Below are 18181 nucleotides of genomic sequence, written 5' to 3'. Positions count from 1 at the left end.
CGTGACCGAGGAGATGCGTGCCGTGCCTGCCCGACTTCCTTCGTGGGCCTGGACGACCGGGCTGACCGTGGGAGCGATAGCCGCGGTGACGGTCCTGGCCGTGCAGGCGGACCGGGGCCCGCACCCCACCGCCACGTCGGCCAAGCCCAGCAGCGCGGCGTCGGCGGGCGTGCGGCCCACCCCCACCGCGTCCGCGCCGACCCGGGTGCCCGACGGCTCCGGCACCGGCCGGCGCGTCGTCTACTCCCTCGGCGAGAAGCGGGTGTGGCTGGTCGACGCGAGCGAGGGGAGCCGCCGTACGTTCGCCGTGTGGCCGGGCACGGTCAGCCCCGACCCCGGCTCGTACACGGTGTCGTCGCGCAATGAGGGCACGACCGGCTCGGACGGCGTCCAGATCGAGCACATCCTGTACTTCGCCGCGAAGTCCGGCGTCTCCGTCGCCTTCTCCAACGCGGCCGACGGGGCCTCACCGCCGCCCGCCGCCTCCGGCACGAAGACGGGCGGAGTCCGGATGCGGAAGGCGGACGGCACGGCACTGTGGGCGTTCGGCACGGTCGGTACGACGGTGACCGTGGTCAGGTAGCGGACGTCTCCGTCCGCGGGGCCGGCAGCTGGTTGACGATCAGCACGACACCGCTGAACAGGAAGACACGGGTCGCCGCGTCCAGTCCGTTCCAGCTCTTCGACTGCCACATCGAGAACCACTCGCCGCCGATGCCGATGAACCCGGCCCCGAACAGCAGCATCACCATCAGCAGCCCGTACGTCGACAACTGCCGGGCCCGCCGCTGATCACGTCTGGCCCACAGCCAGCTCCCGGCTATGAGGGCGAACGCGGCGACGGTCTCCCACGCGATGATCGCGATGTAGGCGGCGTCCTGAAGCGTCTCGCTCGTGATGGCCCGCCACATCAGGTCCTCGTCCTTGAACGTGGTGTCCATGGCCAGCACATGCCGGACGAACTGCTGGTTGGTGCCGAAGTCGGTGATGTTCCCGAAGGCGACGAGCGTCATGTAGAGGGCGATGGTGGCGGTGAGCAGCATGGCGGCAAGAGGCAGCACGCCGCGTGAAGTTGGGGAGGTGGCCATGCCGATCATTCTCCCCGAGCAGCGGTTGCCGGCGCGACAGAATGACAACGGAAGGCGACCGGACGAGACGAGGGGATGCCGGTTCCACTGTCGCCGATCAGTCCTGCGCCACGTTCGCCGCGGTCACGTTCTCGATCACGCGGCCGAGTTTGGTCTTGGCCCGGGTCAGGTCCTCGATGCGTGCGGCGATGCGGTCGCGTTCGACGATGAGCTGGTCGAGCATGGCGGGGGTCGCGACGCCGGTGCTCACGCACGGCAGGAGTTCGACGACGGTACGGCTGGAGAGGCCGGCCGCGAAGAGGTCCTGGATGAGCTGGACCCGCTCCAGGGCTTCGTCGGGATAGTCACGCTGCCCACCGGGCGTCCGCGCCGATTCCAGGAGCCGCTGTTCCTCGTAGTAGCGCAGGGCCCGCACGCTGACCCCTGACCGCCTGGCGAGCTGTCCGATGCGCATGACGCAGGCCACTCCCTTCCCGCTCGTACCTCACGCTGACGTCAGGTTTAGGCTAGCAAGCGTGCACGCGGTTCACGTACGCACGGCAGCCCTCGCGCCGTGCCCCGGGCGGCAGTTGCGACTTGCACCTCACGTCAACGTCAGGTTCTAGAGTGACGGGCGTCGGATGAACACGTCATTCCGGCCCGTCAAAGTAAGGCAGACCACTATGCGCGCAGCCCGGTTCCACGAATACGGCGGAGCGGAGAGCCTGGTGATCGAGCAGGCCCCCGACCCCCACCCCGGACCCGGTGAGATCCGTGTCCGCGTCGCGGCGGCCAGCGTCAATCCCATCGACTGGAAGCTGCGCGCCGGCGCCCTGCACCAGCTGATTCCCCTGGAGCTGCCCGCCATTCCCGGGCGCGACGGCGCCGGTGTGGTCGACGAGATCGGCGACGGGGTGCAGGGGGTGAGCATCGGCGACCGGGTCTTCGGGCTGGGCGGCGTCACCGGCGCGACCGCGGAGCTGCTCATCCTCTCGGCCTGGGCGCACACCCCCGCCACGTGGAACGACGAGCAGGCCGCTGGTGCCGGTCTCGCGTCCGTGACCGCGATGGGTGGACTGAACGCGCTCGGCTCCCTCGCGGGGCGCACCCTTCTCGTCGAGGGCGCCGCCGGAGGCGTGGGCAGCGCGGCGGTCGAGATCGCGGTAGCGCAAGGTGCCACTGTGATCGGGACAGCCAGTGAACGCAACCACGAGTTCCTCACCTCTCTCGGCGCCGTTCCCACCACCTACGGCCCCGGCCTCGCACAGCGCCTCACCACCCTCGCTCCGCACGGCGTCGACATCGTGCTCGACACCGCGGCCTCCGGCTCCCTGGACGACCTCGTCGCGATCGCGGGCGACCCGAAGCGCGTCGCGACGGTCGCCGACCACGCGGGCGGGCAGCGCCTGGGCGCGCATGTGGTCAACGCGGAGAACGATTCCACTCTCCTGTCCGCTGCGGCGGAACTGGGCGGGCAAGGCCGCTACACACCCCGTATCGAACAGGTCTACCCCCTGGACCGGATCGCCGACGCCCACGCGCACGCCGAGCGCGGACGCACCCGAGGGAAGATAGTGATCTGCATCTGAGCAGGCCGGCGGGTGACCTACCAGTGGCGTCAACCGTCACCTACGAAGCGTCTCAGGGGTGTACATGGGTCCACCCCTGAGACGGAGGACAGCCGGAGCGAGAATCGACACCCCTCCCCGTAGCGTCCTGAGCCATGAAGATCCCTGCCTTACTCCTGGCGCTTCTCACCGGCGTGGCAGTCGCCGCGTCTCCCCCCACCTCCCATACGGCCACGTGGGACTGCGAGGTGCCTCCGGGACTGCGACCCGCACTGGACGAACTCACCGGAAGACACGGACTCGCCGGAGCGGCGGTCGAGGTGGCCGATCCGACGTGCGGCCGATGGACCTACAAAAGCGGCCAGGCCGATCTCCGCACCGGACGGCCGATGAGCGCCGAGGACCGTCTCCGCATCGGCAGCATCACCAAGACCTTCACCGCAGCCACGGTCCTGCAACTCGCGGACAGGGGACGCCTTTCTCTCGATGCCTCCGTGGAGCACTATCTGCCCGGCCTCGTCCAGGGCAACGGCTACGACGGACACGACATCACCGTGCGGGAGCTTCTCCAGCACACCAGCGGACTGCCCGACCACGGCGACTCGCTCGCCGCGGCCGACATCGACTGGCTGCGCCACAACCGGTTCACACCCCGGGAACTGGTGAAACGGGCACTGAAACTGCCGCCCCCCAAGGGCACATGGCACTACTCCACCACGAACTACATCCTTGCCGGCCTGGTCATCGAAAAGGTCACGGGTCATTCTGCGGAAAAGGAGATCTCACGCCGGATCATCAAGCCGCTGAAACTGCACGACACATACTGGCCCGGCAACTCCGAGCACATCCTCGGCCGCCACTCCCGCAGCTACTTCACGACCGAGCGCGTGGACGGCACCGAGTGGAACACCTCGGCGGGGGGTGTGGGCGGCGCACTGATCTCCACGCCCCGGGACGTGAACAAGTTCTTCGCGGCCCTGCTGAACGGCCGTCTCCTCTCCGCCTCCCGGCTGGCCGAGATGCGGAACACGGTGCCGGGCGACCCGGACCGACTGGGCCCGGACGGCCGCTACGGGCTCGGCCTGATCACCTCGCCCCTGTCCTGCGGAGGCCACTGGACCGGCCACACCGGCTCCGTGCGGGGCGGCCACAACAACATCTCGGCCGTCGCCTCCGACGGCCGTCAGGTGACCCTCGTCATCAACGAGTCCCCGACCACCGACGCGAGCACCACGGCCCTCATCGCCGCGGTCGACACGGCGCTCTGCGCTAAGCGTGCATCTGGCTGAGGAACTCGGACCAGGCGTCCCCTGTGAATGCCAGTCGGGCGCCGTTCTTGTTCTTGGAGTCGCGGATGTGGATGGTGGGGGTGGATATGGCGACCTCGACGCAATCGGGCCCGTCATTGCTGCTGTAGCTGCTCTTGAACCAGGCGAGTTCAGTGGTCACGTCACTTCTCCCAGAACTTTCTCAATGAAGGCCAAGGACTCTCGGGGCGAGAGGGCCTGCGCCCGGATCATTCCATAGCGCATGTCCAAGATCTGAACGTCCCGGGGGTCGCTGACCACGCGATTGTGCAGCTGGGCTTCGAAGTGCCCCACTGTCTTGCCGTCCTGGAGCTTCAGCAGTCGAAACGGACCTGCCATGCCCGCGTGGTCCTCCCGATCCGTCGGCATGACCTGGATCGACACGTGCCTCAACTTGGCGACCTGCAACAGGTGTTCGAGCTGTTGGCGTAGCACCATTCTGCCCCCGAGGGGTCGCCGCAGCGTCGACTCTTCCTGGACAAAGGTGATGAGCGGTCGCGGTACGCGGTCGAAGACGACCTTCCGTGCCATGCGCGCTGCGACATGCCGCTCGATCTCGTCCTCTGTGTAGGAAGGGCTCCGCATGGCGTACAACGCCTCGGCGTACTCCGGGGTCTGGAGGAGCCCGTGGATCTGGTGGTTGTCGTAGGCCCCGAGTTCAAGGGCCTCGTCCTCCAGCTTCGCGAGGTCCCTCACCTTCTTCGGATACCGAGCCTTCTCCACGTCCTCCTTCATCGCGGAGAGCTTGCCGCCCGCGCCGAGCACCTCATCGGCCTTGTCGAGAAAGTCCGGCTTCGGAACGCGCCGCGCCCGCTCCACGGACGAGACCATCTCCTCCCCGTACCCGATGGCCGCCCCCAACTCCGTCTGCTTCAGCCCGGCGGCCTCGCGCCACATCCTGATCTGCCGCCCGACCGTCCTGAGCACGGCCGCCGCTTCCTCGTCCTCCACGCCTTCCCCTCCTGACGTACCAGCCGTACGACCCTGTGAACCGTCCGGACAGTCACGCTCCGTACCGGGGTCATTGCTGTTCAGAGTAGGGACGGACGACCACGCTGGGTGACATGAGTCAGAAATCCCCCACGCAGATCCCGCTCCTCACCCGCCACTTCACGATCCAGCTGTCCGCTACCCGAAGAGGCGCTCGACTGGCTCGCCTGCTCACCGAACGCCAACTCGACGAGTGGGGTGAGCTCTACGACGCTGCCGCGCAGGTGGTGGCGGAGCTGGCGTCCAACGCCGTGCTGCACGGCCGCGTCCGCGGCAGGGACTTCCGGCTCGGCCTGAAGCTGCACGCCGACCGCACGCTCCGCGTCGAGGTCACCGACGCCCGGGGCGACCGGATCCCGCGAGTCCCGGAACCGGTGGCGGAGGACGCGGAGTTCGGCCGGGGCCTGCGGATCGTCGCGGCGTACGCGAGCCGTTGGGGCGTGGAGGAGGCACCGGCTCACGGCAAGACGGTGTGGGCCGAACTGAGGCTGGGATCTAAGGTGACTTGACCGCTGGTCCAAGGCGCTGATGATGGGAGCTGGAACGGATCGTGGACGTCGGCGAAGAGAGGCCGCAGAGGCAGAGGCCCCTCAGGCAGCCCGCTCGAGTTCCTTCTCCAGCAGCGTGAAGGACTTGGGCGCTCCGCCCGGCTGCGGTTTGCCCTCCTTGTGGCCCACTACCCGGTAGCCCGCGTCCTGGTAGTACGCGGTGAGCTGGGTGTTGCCGGCCAGGCAGTCCAGGCGTACGCGGGTTCGGCCCGCAGCGGACACGCGGTGTTCCGCGGCCTCCAGCAGCAGCCGCCCCGTCCCGGGCGGGGCCGTGTTCCGGTCCACCATGAGCCGGTGCACGTATCCGGCCACGGGCGGCTGCGGGCCCCAGGCCGCCTCGTCCTCCCACCACAGTTCCCAGGCGCCGGCGATGTGCCCATCGGCCTCCGCGAGCCAGACCTCGCCCCGGGTCATGACCCGGCGGAAGTGGTCCTCGTCGAGCTCTCCGGGCTGCCACTGCCCGGTGATGCCACGGGTCAGCATCCAGCGGGCCGCGTCGTCGCGGAGGCGGACGAGGGTGGACAGATCGTCCTCGGTGGCCAGGCGGGCGTGTAGATCATTCACCCGGGGATCCTCGCACATCTGTCCGAGGGCTCGAGTGCGCAGAGCGACGGTTCGTAAGCCGGTCGTGAGGGCGCCATTCCGCGCACTGAACCCGCCGTCCCCGTTCGATTACAGTGCTGAGCTGTCGTACGTATGGACGGTCCCTGGGAGGTCAAGGTGGGTGCGACTGCCGGCGCCGTCTGGGGCCGTACGGAGCAGCAGGACTTCCGCAGCAGGGTGCGCGGGACGCTGCTCGGCGTGGCTGTGGGGGACGCGCTGGGCACACCCGTGGACGGGCTGGGGATCGACGGGATCAGGGAGGCGCACGGGGCTGAGGGGCTGGTCGATCTGGCCCCCGCCTACGGCAGACGCGGCGCTGTCACGCACATCACGCAGCTCACCCTGTTCTCCGTGGACGGACTGATCCGGGCCCAGGTGCGCCGCGACACCGGAGCCTGGCATCCGCCGACCGACGTGCACCGGGCGTATCTGCGCTGGGCCGCCACCCAGCGGGACTGGGGACCCGACGAGCGCCGCAAGGACGACGGCTGGCTCGCGCGGGAGGAGTGGCTGTACGCGCGGCGGGATCCCCACCGCTCGCTGCTGCTGGGGCTCGGCGACGACATCATGGGCACCCCGGACACACCCAAGAACCCCGGTGAGTCCGGGCCCGAGGCCGCCACCCGGTCCGCCCCCTTCGGACTGCTCGTGGGCTGGGAGCCGCAGCTCGTCGCCCAGCTCGCCGTCGAGTGCGCGGCGCAGACCCACGGGCACCCCACGGCCTCGCTCGCGGCGGGTGCGTACGCCGTGATCGTGCATGCCCTCGCCCTCGGCGAGAGCCTCGACGGTGCCGTGCAGCGGGCCTTCGCGATGCTGGCCGCCAGGCCAGGGCACCAGCCCGTGTCGGACGCCCTCCAGCACGCGCTGGGCGCCGTACGGCAGGGGATGCCCGGCCCGGAGCGCGTGAGCGAGCTGTGCGGGGCCGGTACGGCGGAGAGCCTCGTCGCCGCCGCCGTGTACTGCGCCCTCGTCGCCGCCGACGTCCGGCACGGGCTGTGTCTCGCCGTCAACCACGACGGCCCGTCCGCCGCCACCGGCGCGCTGACCGGCGGCCTGCTCGGCGCCCTGCACGGGGAGACGGCCCTCCCCCCGGCCTGGCTGGCCGAGCTGGAGGGCCGCCCCACCGTGCTGGAGCTGGCCGACGACTTCGCCATGGAGATGACCCAGGGGCCCGCCCTGCACGGGCCCGGGGGGTCGTCGCCGGGGTGGCTCGCCCGCTATCCCCGCGCCTGACCCCGAGAGCGGGCTCACTCCCTGGTCGTCGTCCGTACCACCTCGTCCGCCGGTCCGGCCGGCGTCGGGACCGCCGCGGCCGCCGTCCCGTCCCCGTCCGTGTTGATCTTCTCGATCAGCGCCAGCCGCTCCGGGGTGTCCTCCGGCTTGATGAAGCCGATGAGGATGTAGAGGACCAGGGACACCGCCAGCGGTATCGAGACCTGGTACTGGAGCGGGACGCCGCCCTCGACGTTCCAGTGGATGGGGTAGTTCACCAGCCAGAACGCGAGCAGGCCCATCGACCAGCTGGTGAGCGCCGCCGTCGGCCCGGAGCGGCGGAACGCGCGGAGCAGGCCCAGCATCATCGGGATGGCCATCGGGCCCATCAGACCGGCCACCCACTTGATGACGACGGTGATGATGTCCTTGAACGCGGGGGAGTTGACCTGCGTCGCCGCCGCCATGGACAGACCGAGGAAGACGACCGTCGCGATCCGGGCGACCCGCAGTCCCTGGCCCTGGTTCCACGTCCGCGCCCTGGCCCAGATCACCGGCGCGCAGTCCCGGGTGAACACCGCCGCGATGGCGTTGGCGTCCGAGGAGCACATGGCCATCGTGTGCGAGAAGAAGCCGACGATGACGAGGCCCAGCAGGCCGTGGGGGAGGAGCTGTTCGGTCATCAGGGCGTAGGAGTCGGAGCCGTCCTGCTTCTGCGACTCGACCAGCAGCGGCGACATCCACATGGGGAAGAACAGCACCAGCGGCCAGACCAGCCACAGGATCGCCGAGAGCCGCGCCGAGCGCTCGGCCTCCTTCGCGTTCGGCGTGGCCATGTAGCGCTGGGCCTGGTTGAGCATGCCGCCGTTGTACTCGAAGAGCTTGATGAAGAGGAACGCGAGCAGGAAGATCGTGCCGTACGGGCCGACCAGCGGCTTGTCGTGGCCCTGGAGTTCGGGGGAGTCCCAGACCCCGAAGAAGCCGCCGTGGTCGTCGAGTCGTACGAACACCGCGACGAACATCGCGATCCCGGCCAGCAACTGGATGATGAACTGGCCGAGTTCGGTCAGCGCGTCCGCCCACAGGCCGCCGATCGTGCAGTAGACCGCGGTGATGCCGCCGGTGATGAGGATGCCCTGGTTGAGGGAGATCCCGGTGAAGACGGACAGCAGCGTCGCGATCGCCGCCCACTTCGCGCCCACGTCGACGATCTTCAGCAGCATGCCGGACCAGGCCAGCGCCTGCTGGGTCTTCAGGTCGTAACGGTTCTTCAGGTACTCCAGCGGGGAGGCCACATGCAGGCGTGAGCGCAATCGGTTGATGCGCGGCGCGAACAGCTTCGACCCGATGGCGATGCCGAGGGCGATCGGGAAGGACCAGGTGACGAAGGAGGTGACGCCGTAGGTGTAGGCGATGCCCGCGTACCCGGTGAACATCACCGCGCTGTAGCCCGACATGTGGTGGGAGATGCCGGAGAGCCACCACGGCATCTTGCCGCCGGCGGTGAAGAAGTCGCTGACGTTGTCCACGCGTTTGTGCGACCAGACGCCGATCGCGACCATCACGGCGAAATAGCCTAAAAGCACGGCCCAGTCGAGACCGTTCATGTGCGCCCTCCCAGGGGTCAGCCCGGCGCTCATCGTGGGCGCTACCGCGTGAACACGACAAGTGACGGTAAGGTCAAGGAGGGGTAAAAATGTTCGGCGTGATGGCCTTAGTTCATCTACATGAACTCATCGCATCAACTCCCCTGCGTTGACCAGCAACGACTGACCGGTGATCGCCCGGGCCCGGTCCGACGCCAGGAACACCGCCGCGTCGGCCACATCCGAGTCCGCGGCCAGCTCGGGCAGTGCCATCCGTCCGGTCAGCCGCTCCAGTACGGCAGCCTCGGACACGCCCTCCGTCTGTGCCGTGAACCGTACGTACGCCTGCACCGGCGGCCCCCACATCCAGCCCGGCAGCACGGTGTTGACCCGGATCCGGTACGGCCCCAGCTCCCGCGCCAGTGAGTACATCGCGCTCGTCAGCGCCCCCTTCGAGGCCGCGTACGCCGCCTGCCGCACCTGGGACGGAGCCGCCACCGCCGACTGCGTCCCGACGAACACGACGGATCCGCCGCCTTGTTTGAGCGACGGCAGGCAGGCCCGGGTCATCCGCAGCGTGCCCAGCAGGTTCACGTCCAGCACGGAGCGCCAGCTCTCGAAGTCCGCGTCCTCGACACCGCCGAAGTAGCTGTCCAGCGCCGCCACATGCACGACCGCGTCGATCCGCCCGAACCGCTCCGTCGCCAGCCCCGCCAGCGCCTCGCACTGCGCCTCGTCGGTGATGTCGACGGCCCGGTAGGCGGTGTGCGCCCCGCCGGGATCGATCTCGGCGGCCGTCTTCGCCAGGTTCGCCTCCGTGCGGGCGCCGAGCACGGCACGACCGCCGTCCCGCACCACGGCCGCCGCGACCTGCCGCCCCAGTCCGGCCCCGACCCCCGACACCACGACCGTCTTCCCCGCGAGCAATGACATGGCAGGACCTCCCCGAAGCCGGACCCCTGGCGCTTTATCTGACGGAGCGTCAGAGTATGGGCCTGTCACCGACGAAGGGGAAGGGCATGAGCGACGACACCCGCAGCGAGCTGTACGCCGAACTGGCCGCCGTCGGCCCCTACGGCACCCACCCCGGCCACGCCCTGATCACCATGGTCGAACCGCACCCGGGCCACGAGTACGCCTACAACCGCTGGTACGAGGACGACCACTACTACGCCGGCGCGATGGCCATGCCCTGGATGTACGCGGGCCGCCGCTGGGTGGCGACCCGGGACCTGCAACTCCTGCGCTACCCCGAGAAGTCGGCGATCGCCCAGCCCGTCACCACGGGCTGCTACCTCTCCACGTACTGGATCACCGCGGGCCGCTACGACGACCACATGCGCTGGACGGTCGCCATCAACAAGCGCCTCAACCGCGACGGCCGCGTCTACCAGGACCGCACGCACGTCCTCACCGCCTTCCAGGACCACGAGGCGACCGTGTACCGGGACGGCGCGGCCGGCCCGAGGGACCAGCACGCCCTCGACCACCCCTACGCCGGCCTGGTCCTCCAGGTCGTCGAGGCCGAGACCCCCGAGCAGCGCGCCGAGCTGCTGGAGTGGCTGCGCTCCCGCCACCTGCCGAAGCGCCTCGCGGGCTCCCCGGCGGCGATGGTGACGGTCTTCCGCCCGACCCCGCTCCCCGGCGACCGCATGACCTACGTCAAGCAGGTCGAGGGCGTCGACACGCGACTGACCCTGCTGTGGTTCCTCCAGGCCGACCCCAGGGAGTGCTGGGAGGACCGCTTCACAGGCCTCGACGCGGTGGTGGCGGAGTCGGGGCTCGGCAGGGTGGAGCTGGTGGCACCGTTCGTACCGACCCTGCCGGGCACCGACACCTACGTGGACCGGCTCCGCTGAGGGGCCGGGAGCCGGCGGGTCAGCGCAGCTCCTGCGGGCAGGGCAGCCCCCGGGGGAACTGATACGGCGCCGCCAGCCGGTACGTCCCCGCCTTCGGCGCGAGCAGCTCCGTCCACCGCACGCCCTGCTCGTCCTCCTCCGTGTCCATCAGGCAGCCGTTGACGTTGACGTACGTCTTCGGCTCGCCCTCGGGCCGGTTCCTGGACTCCTCCGTCTCCTGCGGCGGCTTCAGGCTCTTGCCCTCGGAGTCGACGACGCTCAGCCACGGCGTGTACGGGATGCGGACCAGGATCCGGCCCGGCTTCTTCACCCGGAGCACCATCTCGCCCTGCTCGGCCCGCTCGACGACGGTGTTCGGCTCGGCCAGCGGGGTGGGGTCGGTGACCTTGAACAGCTGCCAGTTGGCGTCGCCCCAGACCTGGGTCAGATACGGCAGCCCGCGCTGCACCAGCGCCCGCTCCCGCACCCCGCCGTCGCCGTCCGGCTCGCCCTTGGGCAGCACGACGTAGTGCACGCCCCAGCGCCGCAGCCACTCGCGGTAGTTCGCCGAGTTGAGCGTGTCGTCGTAGAAGAGGGGGTTGCGCTCCATGTCGGCCTGGCGCATCCAGCCGCGGGCCAGGTTGACGTACGGGGCGAGCGCGGCGGCCTCCCGGTGGGAGCGGGCGGGGACGACCTCGACCCGGCCCTTCTCGGCGCCGACCTCCTGCAACTCGTTGAGCAGCGGCGCCAGCTCGCGCGACCAGGACGCCGCCGGGGCGGTGTGCACGATGTCGTCGACGGTCTTGAAGCCGATCCACACGGTGAAGCCGACCATCGCGACGACGGCCGTGTACCACCTGCGGCCGCGCGGCACCGTGTACGGCAGCGCGGCCACCAGCGCGACCCCGGCGAACAGCATCGCGAGACGCGTGATGTTGGACCCGATCTGGGAGCTGATCAGCCACACCAGCACCACGCCCAGCCCGTACACCGCCGCCGTCAGCCGGACCGTCTTCCAGTCCTTCGGCACCAGGACGTAGGCGCAGGCCGAGAACGCGACCGGCAGGATCACCGAGCCGAATATCATCGGCTGCGTCCCCGAGAAGGGGAACAGCAACGCCGACACGCCCACCACCGCACTCGGCGCCAGCCCCAGCGCCCACGCGCCCGGCCGCCGCTTCTGCAGGAACAGCGCGACCGCCACCAGGCCCACGAACAGACCCGCGACGGGCGACGCCATGGTGGCCAGCGCGGCCAGCGGCGCCGCGCACAGGGCCTTCGCCCAGCGCTTGTAACGCCACCTGTACGGCCAGCAGAACACGACGGCGACCGCGCCGAGCGCGAACATCATGCCGAGGCCGAACGTCACCCGCCCGGAGACCGCGTTGCAGAACAGCCCGAACACGCCCGCCATGGACGCCCACAGGGGGTTGCGGACGGACCGGCTGCGCAGGAGGAGCAGGGTCAGCAGCCCGGCCGACACCGTCCCCGCGATCATCATCGTCGTCCGCACGCCGAGCACCGACATCAGATACGGCGACACGACGCTGTAGGACACCGGGTGCATCCCGCCGTACCAGGCGAGGTTGTACGCCGAGTCCGGGTGCCGGCCGACGAACTCGGCCCACGCGTCCTGCGCGGCGAGGTCGCCGCCGCTGTTCGCGAACGTGAAGAACCAGACGACGTGGAGCACTCCGGCGAGGCCGGTGACGGACAGGACCGGGTGGCGCAGCATGCGCTCACGCAGTGTCAGTACGGCGGTCCGCAGCCGGGTGTCGCGCTCACGGCCGGTCGTGCCGTCAGCGTCCCGTGCGTCAGCGTCCCGTGCGTCGGCTTCCCGCGTCTCGGGCATGGCTATTCGCGGGCCGGATCCCGGGCCCGGATCGGCGTTCTCGGTGCGTGTCGGCTCCGCAGTGGCCACTGAAAGGCACTCCCCGTGTCCCGTCTTCTGTTCTCAGCTTCTGCTTCCCGGCCGCGTACCGTTCACCCTCGGTTCGCGACCGCGCCGCCGCGGACGGCGACCTGCCCCGATTCGGGACGCTAGCACGCACCCCGCCGGGCGGAGCCCGGACGGGCCGTGACCGGCGGGGTGCGGTGGTGCGGGCGGGCGTCCCGGCTCAGCCGATGCGCGTGATCTTGTCCGCGAAGCCCGGCTCCACGAGGTCCTCCTGGAGGGCGACCGGAACCTTGACCGCGCTGCTGCTGCCGTCACCGACGGTGAGCGTGCCCACCTTCTTGCCGGCCTTGGCCGTGTGCGGCAGTTCGTCCGGGGCGAAGGTCAGCTTGACGGACAGGCCCGCCCAGCCGACGGCCGTGACGTCCTCGGTGACGGCGACCGGCGTACGGCCGCCGAGACCGTCGTCGGCGTACCCGACGATGTCGCCCTTCTTCAGGATCGTCGCCGACTCCAGCGCGCCCTGCGCGGCCCGGATCAGCTTGTCGCCCTCGTGCAGCGCGGCGCCCAGGATCGTGTTGTCCGGACCGCCGGCGGGCTGGCGCACCACGGCGCCGATGACCCGGTGGGTCTCGCCGTCGACGTCCTTCTTCGCCGCGAAGACGAGGTTGCCGAGCGCCGACGTGGTGGTGCCGGTCTTGATGCCGGTGACGTCGTTGTAGCCGACCAGGCGGTTCCAGTTGTCGTGCTTGGTGCCCTTGTAGTCGACGTACGACATCATCGCCGCGACCTCGCGGAACGCGGGCTGCTCCATGGCGGCCCGGGCGAGCTTCACCTGGTCCACGGCCGTGGACACGGTCGTGTTGTTCAGGCCCGACGGGTCGGTGTACGTCGAGTTCTTCATGCCGAGGTCCTTGGCGGCGTCGTTCATCTTCTGCACGAACGCCTTCTCGGACCCCGCGTCCCAGCGGGCGAGCAGCCGCGCCACGTTGTTCGCGGACGCGATCAGGATGCTCTCCAGAGCCTCCCGCTGGGTGATCTTGTCGCCCTTGGTCACATCGACGGTGGACTCCTGGCCGGCGTCGGACTGGTCCTCGGCGGCCTGGTCGATACCGATCTTCGGCCCGTCGTCGCCGCTCTTGAGCGGGTGCTCGCGCAGGATCACATAGGCGGTCATGACCTTGGCGACACTCGCGATCGGCACGGGCTTCTGCTCGCCGGACGAGCCGAACGTACCGATGCCCTGCACGTCCAGCGCGGCCTGGCCGTCGGCCGGCCAGGGGATGTCGACCTTGCCGCCCTCGAAGGTGTAGCTGTCCTTCGCGGTGAGCTGGAGCGTGGGCGTCGGCAGCGGGCGCACGTTCTGCACGACCGCGAAGACGATCACGAGCAGCAGCGCCAGCGGCGTCCAGATCTTCACCCGCCGTACGGCCGTCCGCAGCGGGGTGTCCGGGGGCGGCGGGGTGTTCGTCAGCTCGGCCAGCATGTCGAGCGGCGGCCGCGGCGGCAACGGCTGCTGCGTGGTCCGCTCGGGGCTGACGGTGGGGACGGGGGCGGTGGTTTGGGCGGGGGCGGGTGCGGAGGCGGCCGGTGCGGCCGGTGCGGCAGGCTTCCGTGTCGCCGGGTCGTCGAGCGGCTTGAGCGCGACGAACTTACTGGTCCGCTCGGCGTCCTTCTCGGGAGCGCCCTTGTCCTTGGTCGCGCCCCCGATCTTCAGCATCGTGGTCGGCTGGTCGACCGCCGGCCGGGGGGCCTTGAAGACAGCCGTGGGCTGATCGACGGCGGGTTCGGCGGGGCCGTCGCTGCCGTCCTCGCCGTCGTCGTCCGACTTCCGGCCCTCGCCGGTGCCTTCGCCTTCGTCGCCGGTCTTCTTGGCTTCGGGGGAACTGTCCTCGGCGTCGTCGGAGGCGCGCGGGTCCTTGGGCTTGTCGGCCTTCGGGGAGGACTTGGAGTCGTCGGAGGTGCGCGGGTCCTTGGGCTTGCCGGCCTCGTCGTCGGTGTCCGCCGCGCTGTCGGGCTCGTCGGCCTCGTCGGGCTTCGCTCCGGACTCGGACCCGGCGGTGCCCGGCTCGCTGTCGGCGTCGGCGTCGGCGTCGGCGTCGGCCTTGGCCTCTGCCTCGGGGGCGTCCGCGTCCGCGCTGTCGGTGGTGGCGGAACGGTCCGCCTCGGGCTCGTCGTCCTCGTCCTGGCTCGCCTGGGCGCCCTCGGACGCCTCCTCTGCGGCTTCCTGGGCCCCAGGGGCGTCCGTGGGCTCGTCCGGGCTCTCGCCCGCGCTCTCGGCGGCCTCCTGGCCGTCCCGGGCGTCCGCGTCCGCCTCCACGGACTCGTCCGCGCTCGCGGCCTCCTGGCCGTCCGTCTCGGCCTTCGTGGGCTCGTCCGCGGAGTCCTGCTCGGTGCTCTCTGCGGGCTCCTTGCCCTCGTCCGTGTCCGCCGACGCGACCCACGCGGCCACCGCGTCCCGCAGCCGCCCGTCACTGCCCGCGGTGTCGTCACCCTGACCGGATCCGGAGGACTCACTGCCCTCGGCGGAGCCGGGCGCCTCGTCGGCACCCTCCGCAGGCTCCTGGGCCTCATCGGCCGCCGCGCCCGCGCCGCTCTCGCCGTCCTCGGCGCCACCCGCCGCGTCGCTCTCGCCCCGCTCGGCGTCGCCCGCCGTACCCGCGGCATCCGCGTGGCTGTCGCCGTCCTCGGCGTCACCCGCCGCGTCGCTCTCGCCTCGCTCGGCGTCGCCGGCCGCGCCCTCGGCGTCAGCGTCGCCGTCGCCTCGCTCGGCGTCACCCGCCGCACCCTCGACGCCCGTGTCGCTCTCGCCGTCCTCGGCGCCACCCGCCGCGTCGCTCTCGCCGTCCGCGGCATCCCCCGCCGCGTCGCTCTCGCCTTGCTCGGCGTCGCCCGCCGCGCCCTCGGCGTCAGCGTCGCTCTCGCCGTCCGCGGCATCACCCGCCGCGCCCTCGGCGTCCGCGTCGCTGCTGTCCCGCTCGGCGTCGCCCGCCGCACCCGCGTCGCCGTCGCCCTCCGCGGCGTCACCCGTCGCGTCCGCGGGCTCCTTGGGGCCGGAGGCCTCGGGCGGCGTGTCCGTCGGATCGTCCGACGTGCGGACGGAGAACACGCGGGTCGCCGTGTCGACGCCGCCGCGGGCGGAGGACTTCTCCGCGTCCCGGGCCACCGCGAGGCGCGGGTCGCGGGCTTCCGCGGACGCCTCGCTCCTGGCTTCTGGAACCGGACTCGCGCTCCCCGACGTCCGTTGTGCCGACGACTCGCGCTTCTTCGACCTGTCGGGGGACTCGCCCGCCACCGATGCCTCCTCCTCGCGCCGCACTCCCCGCGTACGCGTAACGAACCGTGAACCGCCGCCGTGACACCGCTCCCCGGCGCTGTCCGAACCATGTACCAGTGTCCTGTGTACGGGTCGAACCCATCCGGTAGACGAGAACGACATACCTACTGGTTCCACTACGAACCGGTCACGCACCCTCGACAGACCAATGTGAGAGGGGTCACCCTGTCTGTCATCCACGCGGGGAGGCATGGATGGGCAGGAGCCGCAGAACACTTCCGGAGGAGCTTCTGCTGCTGGCATTGGACCCGACCACGGGTACCACTGCACAGCCGCAGTCGCTCGACCTCGGTCTGGCCGGAGCACAGCTAGTAGAGCTGGCGCTGGCCGGACGGATAGCCCCAGACGGGGATCGTATCGCCGTGGTGGCACCACGGCCGACTGGAGATCCAACACTGGACTGCGCATTGGAGTTGCTGCGAAGGCGTGGCGCTCCCGTGCGGGCCGTCCACTGGATTGGCGGGCCGCGACTGGGGCTCCGCCAGACCTACCTCTCGCATCTGGAGCGGTGCGGCATGGTGCATGCCGTGGCGGGCCAGATGTGCGGAGTGCTGCCGACGACTCGTTACCAGGCGACGGACACCGAAATCAGCCGGGAGATCAAGGCCAGGCTGGATTCCGCGATCCGCACCGGCGTACCGCCGGACCCGCGGACCGCCGCGCTCGCCGCCCTGGCACACGCGGTCGGCCTCGGCAAGCACCTGTATCCGGGGAACGAGGGACGTTCGTCCCGGTCCCGGCTGCGGGACCTGATCAGGCACGACCCCATGGGCGGTCTCGTCGCGCACGCGGTGATGGACGTCCAGAACGGCGTGGCCGCGCAGCCGCGCCGCAACCCGGCACCGCCCGGCCGCCAGGCCGCCGGCGGAGCCAGGTCCGCAGCGGAACCCGCCCGCGGTGTTCCGATGCAGCCGCACCGCGCAAGCATGGCCCGCGTCCCGGCCCACTGAGCCGCGCCGCACCACCGGCACCACGCCGCACCCACGACCCGGTCACGGGAGCCGCTGTCCGAGCGGGGCGGGGAGAGCACACACTCTCCCCGCCCCGCTCGGCGTGCCTGTCCGAACTGGCGTGTACCCGTCGCATATCCACCGTTTCCCAGCGGTAGGAAGCACCTTGGTGGCAGTCTGCTCAACAGCAGATACGCAAAGTAGAGGCACGCAGCCGGAGGTGCACGTCCCGTGGCGTCCAATGTCAATCCCACCGTCAGGCGGCGCCGGCTGGGCCAGGAGCTCCGCAGGCTCCGCGAGCTCAAGGGCATGACGGCCGAAGAGGTCGCCGAGCGGCTGCTGGTGTCGCAGTCGAAGATCAGCAGGCTGGAGAACGGCCGGCGCAGCATCAGCCAGCGTGACGTGCGCGATCTGTGCGGGGTCTACGAGGTAGAGGACCAGCGCATCGTCGACTCGCTGATGCAGATGGCCAAGGACTCGCGGCAGCAGGGCTGGTGGCATGCCTTCGGGGACATCCCCTACAGCGTCTACATCGGCCTGGAGACGGACGCCGAGTCGCTCAGGGTCTACGAGCCGCAGATCATCACCGGCCTGTTGCAGACCCGCGCGTACGCCGATGCCATCATCCGGGGCGGCTCGCCCGAGGCGTCGGAGGCGGACAACGACAAGCGCGTCGAGGTCCGGCTGCGCCGGCAGGGCCGGATCACCGCCGAGACGGACCCGCTGCGGCTGTGGGTGGTCCTGGACGAGGCGTCCCTGCACCGGATCGTCGGGAGCCGCCCGGTGATGCGCGAGCAGCTGGAGCACCTCGTCGAGATGTCCCAGCTGCCCCACATCACCGTGCAGGTCCTGCCGTTCGAGGTCGGCGCGCACGCCGGCATCAACGGCCAGTACTCGATCCTGGAGTTCGCCGACGCGGCCGACTCGAGCGTGGTGTACATCGAGGGCGTCACCAGCGACCTGTACCTGGAGAAGCCGCTCGACGTGCAGAAGTACACGGTGATGTACGAGCATCTGCGCGCCCAGTCGCTGAACGTGGACCAGTCGCGGCAGCTCATCGAGCGTATGGCGAAGGATTACGCGCGCTGATCCGCCGTCGGGCGAAGGCTTCGGGCGAGGCTTCCGGCGGGCAAAGCGCGGGATCTTACACCTCTGACACGCCTGACTGGAAGTCTCCCCTGGAATATGCCATCCGGTCGAGTGAATGGCTGCTCCGTACGAGGATGTTGGCGAGTAGCGTCGATCACGCCACCCACCAGCACGGGTTGGCGTAAACGCAAC

Annotated in this window: 17 protein-coding genes; 8 read left to right on the top strand and 9 right to left on the bottom strand. The window is 70.4% G+C overall.

What is annotated here, in order from left to right; genetic code table 11:
* The first annotated feature begins 22 nt into the window (after positions 1-22).
* A complete protein-coding gene (locus OHU35_RS18300; protein WP_405506016.1) occupies positions 23-583 on the top strand; it encodes a hypothetical protein in 561 nt (186 codons plus the stop codon).
* Here OHU35_RS18300 and OHU35_RS18295 read toward each other — a convergent pair.
* Both OHU35_RS18295 and OHU35_RS18290 read right to left on the bottom strand, forming a co-directional pair.
* On the bottom strand, positions 576-1088 hold the full coding sequence (locus OHU35_RS18295; protein ID WP_189726937.1) for a DUF2165 domain-containing protein: 513 nt from the start codon (positions 1086-1088) through the stop codon (positions 576-578). The two genes, OHU35_RS18300 and OHU35_RS18295, sit on opposite strands and share 8 nt — an antisense overlap.
* 97 nt (positions 1089-1185) lie before the next feature.
* A complete protein-coding gene (locus tag OHU35_RS18290; protein WP_031104619.1) occupies positions 1186-1542 on the bottom strand; it encodes a MerR family transcriptional regulator in 357 nt (118 codons plus the stop codon).
* A gap of 208 nt (positions 1543-1750) precedes the next feature.
* On the opposite strand from OHU35_RS18290, the gene OHU35_RS18285 reads away from it, so the two are divergent.
* Together OHU35_RS18285 and OHU35_RS18280 are read left to right on the top strand one after the other, a co-directional pair.
* The gene (locus tag OHU35_RS18285) at positions 1751-2656 is read left to right on the top strand and encodes an NADP-dependent oxidoreductase (protein WP_405506014.1); all 906 of its coding nucleotides are present in this window, start codon (positions 1751-1753) and stop codon (positions 2654-2656) included.
* 134 nt (positions 2657-2790) lie between these two features.
* Positions 2791-3924, top strand: coding sequence for a serine hydrolase (locus tag OHU35_RS18280; protein ID WP_189726935.1), 1134 nt, complete (start codon positions 2791-2793; stop codon positions 3922-3924).
* On the opposite strand, the gene OHU35_RS18275 is transcribed toward OHU35_RS18280, so the two are convergent.
* Together OHU35_RS18275 and OHU35_RS18270 are read right to left on the bottom strand one after the other, a co-directional pair.
* A complete protein-coding gene (locus tag OHU35_RS18275; RefSeq protein ID WP_405506012.1) occupies positions 3905-4084 on the bottom strand; it encodes a DUF397 domain-containing protein in 180 nt (59 codons plus the stop codon). The genes OHU35_RS18280 and OHU35_RS18275 overlap by 20 nt on opposite strands.
* Entirely contained in the window at positions 4081-4893 is an 813-nt protein-coding gene (locus OHU35_RS18270) for a Scr1 family TA system antitoxin-like transcriptional regulator (protein ID WP_405506010.1), read from the bottom strand. The genes OHU35_RS18275 and OHU35_RS18270 overlap by 4 nt, the downstream gene beginning before the upstream one ends.
* A gap of 113 nt (positions 4894-5006) precedes the next feature.
* Here OHU35_RS18270 and OHU35_RS18265 point away from each other — a divergent pair, with 113 nt between their 5' ends.
* Positions 5007-5441, top strand: a complete 435-nt coding sequence (locus OHU35_RS18265; RefSeq protein WP_405506009.1) for an ATP-binding protein — start codon at positions 5007-5009, stop codon at positions 5439-5441.
* Positions 5442-5522: 81 nt separating this feature from the next.
* On the opposite strand, the gene OHU35_RS18260 is transcribed toward OHU35_RS18265, so the two are convergent.
* The gene (locus tag OHU35_RS18260; protein WP_405506007.1) at positions 5523-6062 is read right to left on the bottom strand and encodes a GNAT family N-acetyltransferase; all 540 of its coding nucleotides are present in this window, start codon (positions 6060-6062) and stop codon (positions 5523-5525) included.
* A 138-nt stretch (positions 6063-6200) separates the two neighbouring features.
* Here OHU35_RS18260 and OHU35_RS18255 point away from each other — a divergent pair, with 138 nt between their 5' ends.
* A complete protein-coding gene (locus tag OHU35_RS18255; protein WP_189726929.1) occupies positions 6201-7316 on the top strand; it encodes an ADP-ribosylglycohydrolase family protein in 1116 nt (371 codons plus the stop codon).
* A 14-nt stretch (positions 7317-7330) separates the two neighbouring features.
* Here OHU35_RS18255 and OHU35_RS18250 read toward each other — a convergent pair whose 3' ends face one another.
* Positions 7331-8902, bottom strand: coding sequence for a sodium:solute symporter family protein (locus tag OHU35_RS18250; protein ID WP_405506005.1), 1572 nt, complete (start codon positions 8900-8902; stop codon positions 7331-7333).
* A 126-nt stretch (positions 8903-9028) separates the two neighbouring features.
* The gene (locus tag OHU35_RS18245) at positions 9029-9814 is read right to left on the bottom strand and encodes an SDR family oxidoreductase (RefSeq protein WP_405506003.1); all 786 of its coding nucleotides are present in this window, start codon (positions 9812-9814) and stop codon (positions 9029-9031) included.
* Between the two features lie 86 nt (positions 9815-9900).
* Between OHU35_RS18245 and OHU35_RS18240 the strand changes: the two genes are divergently transcribed.
* Complete coding sequence (locus OHU35_RS18240; RefSeq protein WP_405506001.1) at positions 9901-10740, top strand: hypothetical protein; 840 nt, start codon at positions 9901-9903, stop codon at positions 10738-10740.
* A gap of 19 nt (positions 10741-10759) precedes the next feature.
* Here OHU35_RS18240 and OHU35_RS18235 read toward each other — a convergent pair whose 3' ends face one another.
* Both OHU35_RS18235 and OHU35_RS18230 read right to left on the bottom strand, forming a co-directional pair.
* Complete coding sequence (locus tag OHU35_RS18235) at positions 10760-12640, bottom strand: MFS transporter (RefSeq protein WP_359893555.1); 1881 nt, start codon at positions 12638-12640, stop codon at positions 10760-10762.
* Between the two features lie 196 nt (positions 12641-12836).
* Complete coding sequence (locus OHU35_RS18230; RefSeq protein WP_405505999.1) at positions 12837-15908, bottom strand: D-alanyl-D-alanine carboxypeptidase; 3072 nt, start codon at positions 15906-15908, stop codon at positions 12837-12839.
* Positions 15909-16144: 236 nt separating this feature from the next.
* Between OHU35_RS18230 and OHU35_RS18225 the strand changes: the two genes are divergently transcribed.
* Complete coding sequence (locus OHU35_RS18225; RefSeq protein ID WP_189726923.1) at positions 16145-16900, top strand: GPP34 family phosphoprotein; 756 nt, start codon at positions 16145-16147, stop codon at positions 16898-16900.
* 231 nt (positions 16901-17131) lie between these two features.
* Positions 17132-17989: a helix-turn-helix transcriptional regulator gene (locus OHU35_RS18220; RefSeq protein ID WP_189726922.1), complete on the top strand. Its 858-nt coding sequence runs from the start codon at positions 17132-17134 to the stop codon at positions 17987-17989.
* Positions 17990-18181: the final 192 nt, after the last annotated feature.

Source organism: Streptomyces purpurascens (assembly GCF_045040895.1).
GTDB lineage: Bacteria > Actinomycetota > Actinomycetes > Streptomycetales > Streptomycetaceae > Streptomyces > Streptomyces purpurascens.
Note: the sequence above shows the minus strand (reverse complement) of the source record. Positions and strands in the feature narration are given on the sequence as shown.

Excerpts from the sequence above, each read along its gene's own strand:
- OHU35_RS18295 (WP_189726937.1), bottom strand. The coding sequence starts at position 1,088 with ATGGCCACCTCCCCAACTTCACGCGGCGTGCTGCCTCTTGCCGCCATG.
- OHU35_RS18290 (WP_031104619.1), bottom strand. The coding sequence starts at position 1,542 with ATGCGCATCGGACAGCTCGCCAGGCGGTCAGGGGTCAGCGTGCGGGCC.
- OHU35_RS18285 (WP_405506014.1), top strand. The coding sequence starts at position 1,751 with ATGCGCGCAGCCCGGTTCCACGAATACGGCGGAGCGGAGAGCCTGGTG.
- OHU35_RS18280 (WP_189726935.1), top strand. The coding sequence starts at position 2,791 with ATGAAGATCCCTGCCTTACTCCTGGCGCTTCTCACCGGCGTGGCAGTC.
- OHU35_RS18265 (WP_405506009.1), top strand. The coding sequence starts at position 5,007 with ATGAGTCAGAAATCCCCCACGCAGATCCCGCTCCTCACCCGCCACTTC.
- OHU35_RS18260 (WP_405506007.1), bottom strand. The coding sequence starts at position 6,062 with ATGTGCGAGGATCCCCGGGTGAATGATCTACACGCCCGCCTGGCCACC.
- OHU35_RS18250 (WP_405506005.1), bottom strand. The coding sequence starts at position 8,902 with ATGAACGGTCTCGACTGGGCCGTGCTTTTAGGCTATTTCGCCGTGATG.
- OHU35_RS18245 (WP_405506003.1), bottom strand. The coding sequence starts at position 9,814 with ATGTCATTGCTCGCGGGGAAGACGGTCGTGGTGTCGGGGGTCGGGGCC.
- OHU35_RS18240 (WP_405506001.1), top strand. The coding sequence starts at position 9,901 with ATGAGCGACGACACCCGCAGCGAGCTGTACGCCGAACTGGCCGCCGTC.
- OHU35_RS18225 (WP_189726923.1), top strand. The coding sequence starts at position 16,145 with ATGGGCAGGAGCCGCAGAACACTTCCGGAGGAGCTTCTGCTGCTGGCA.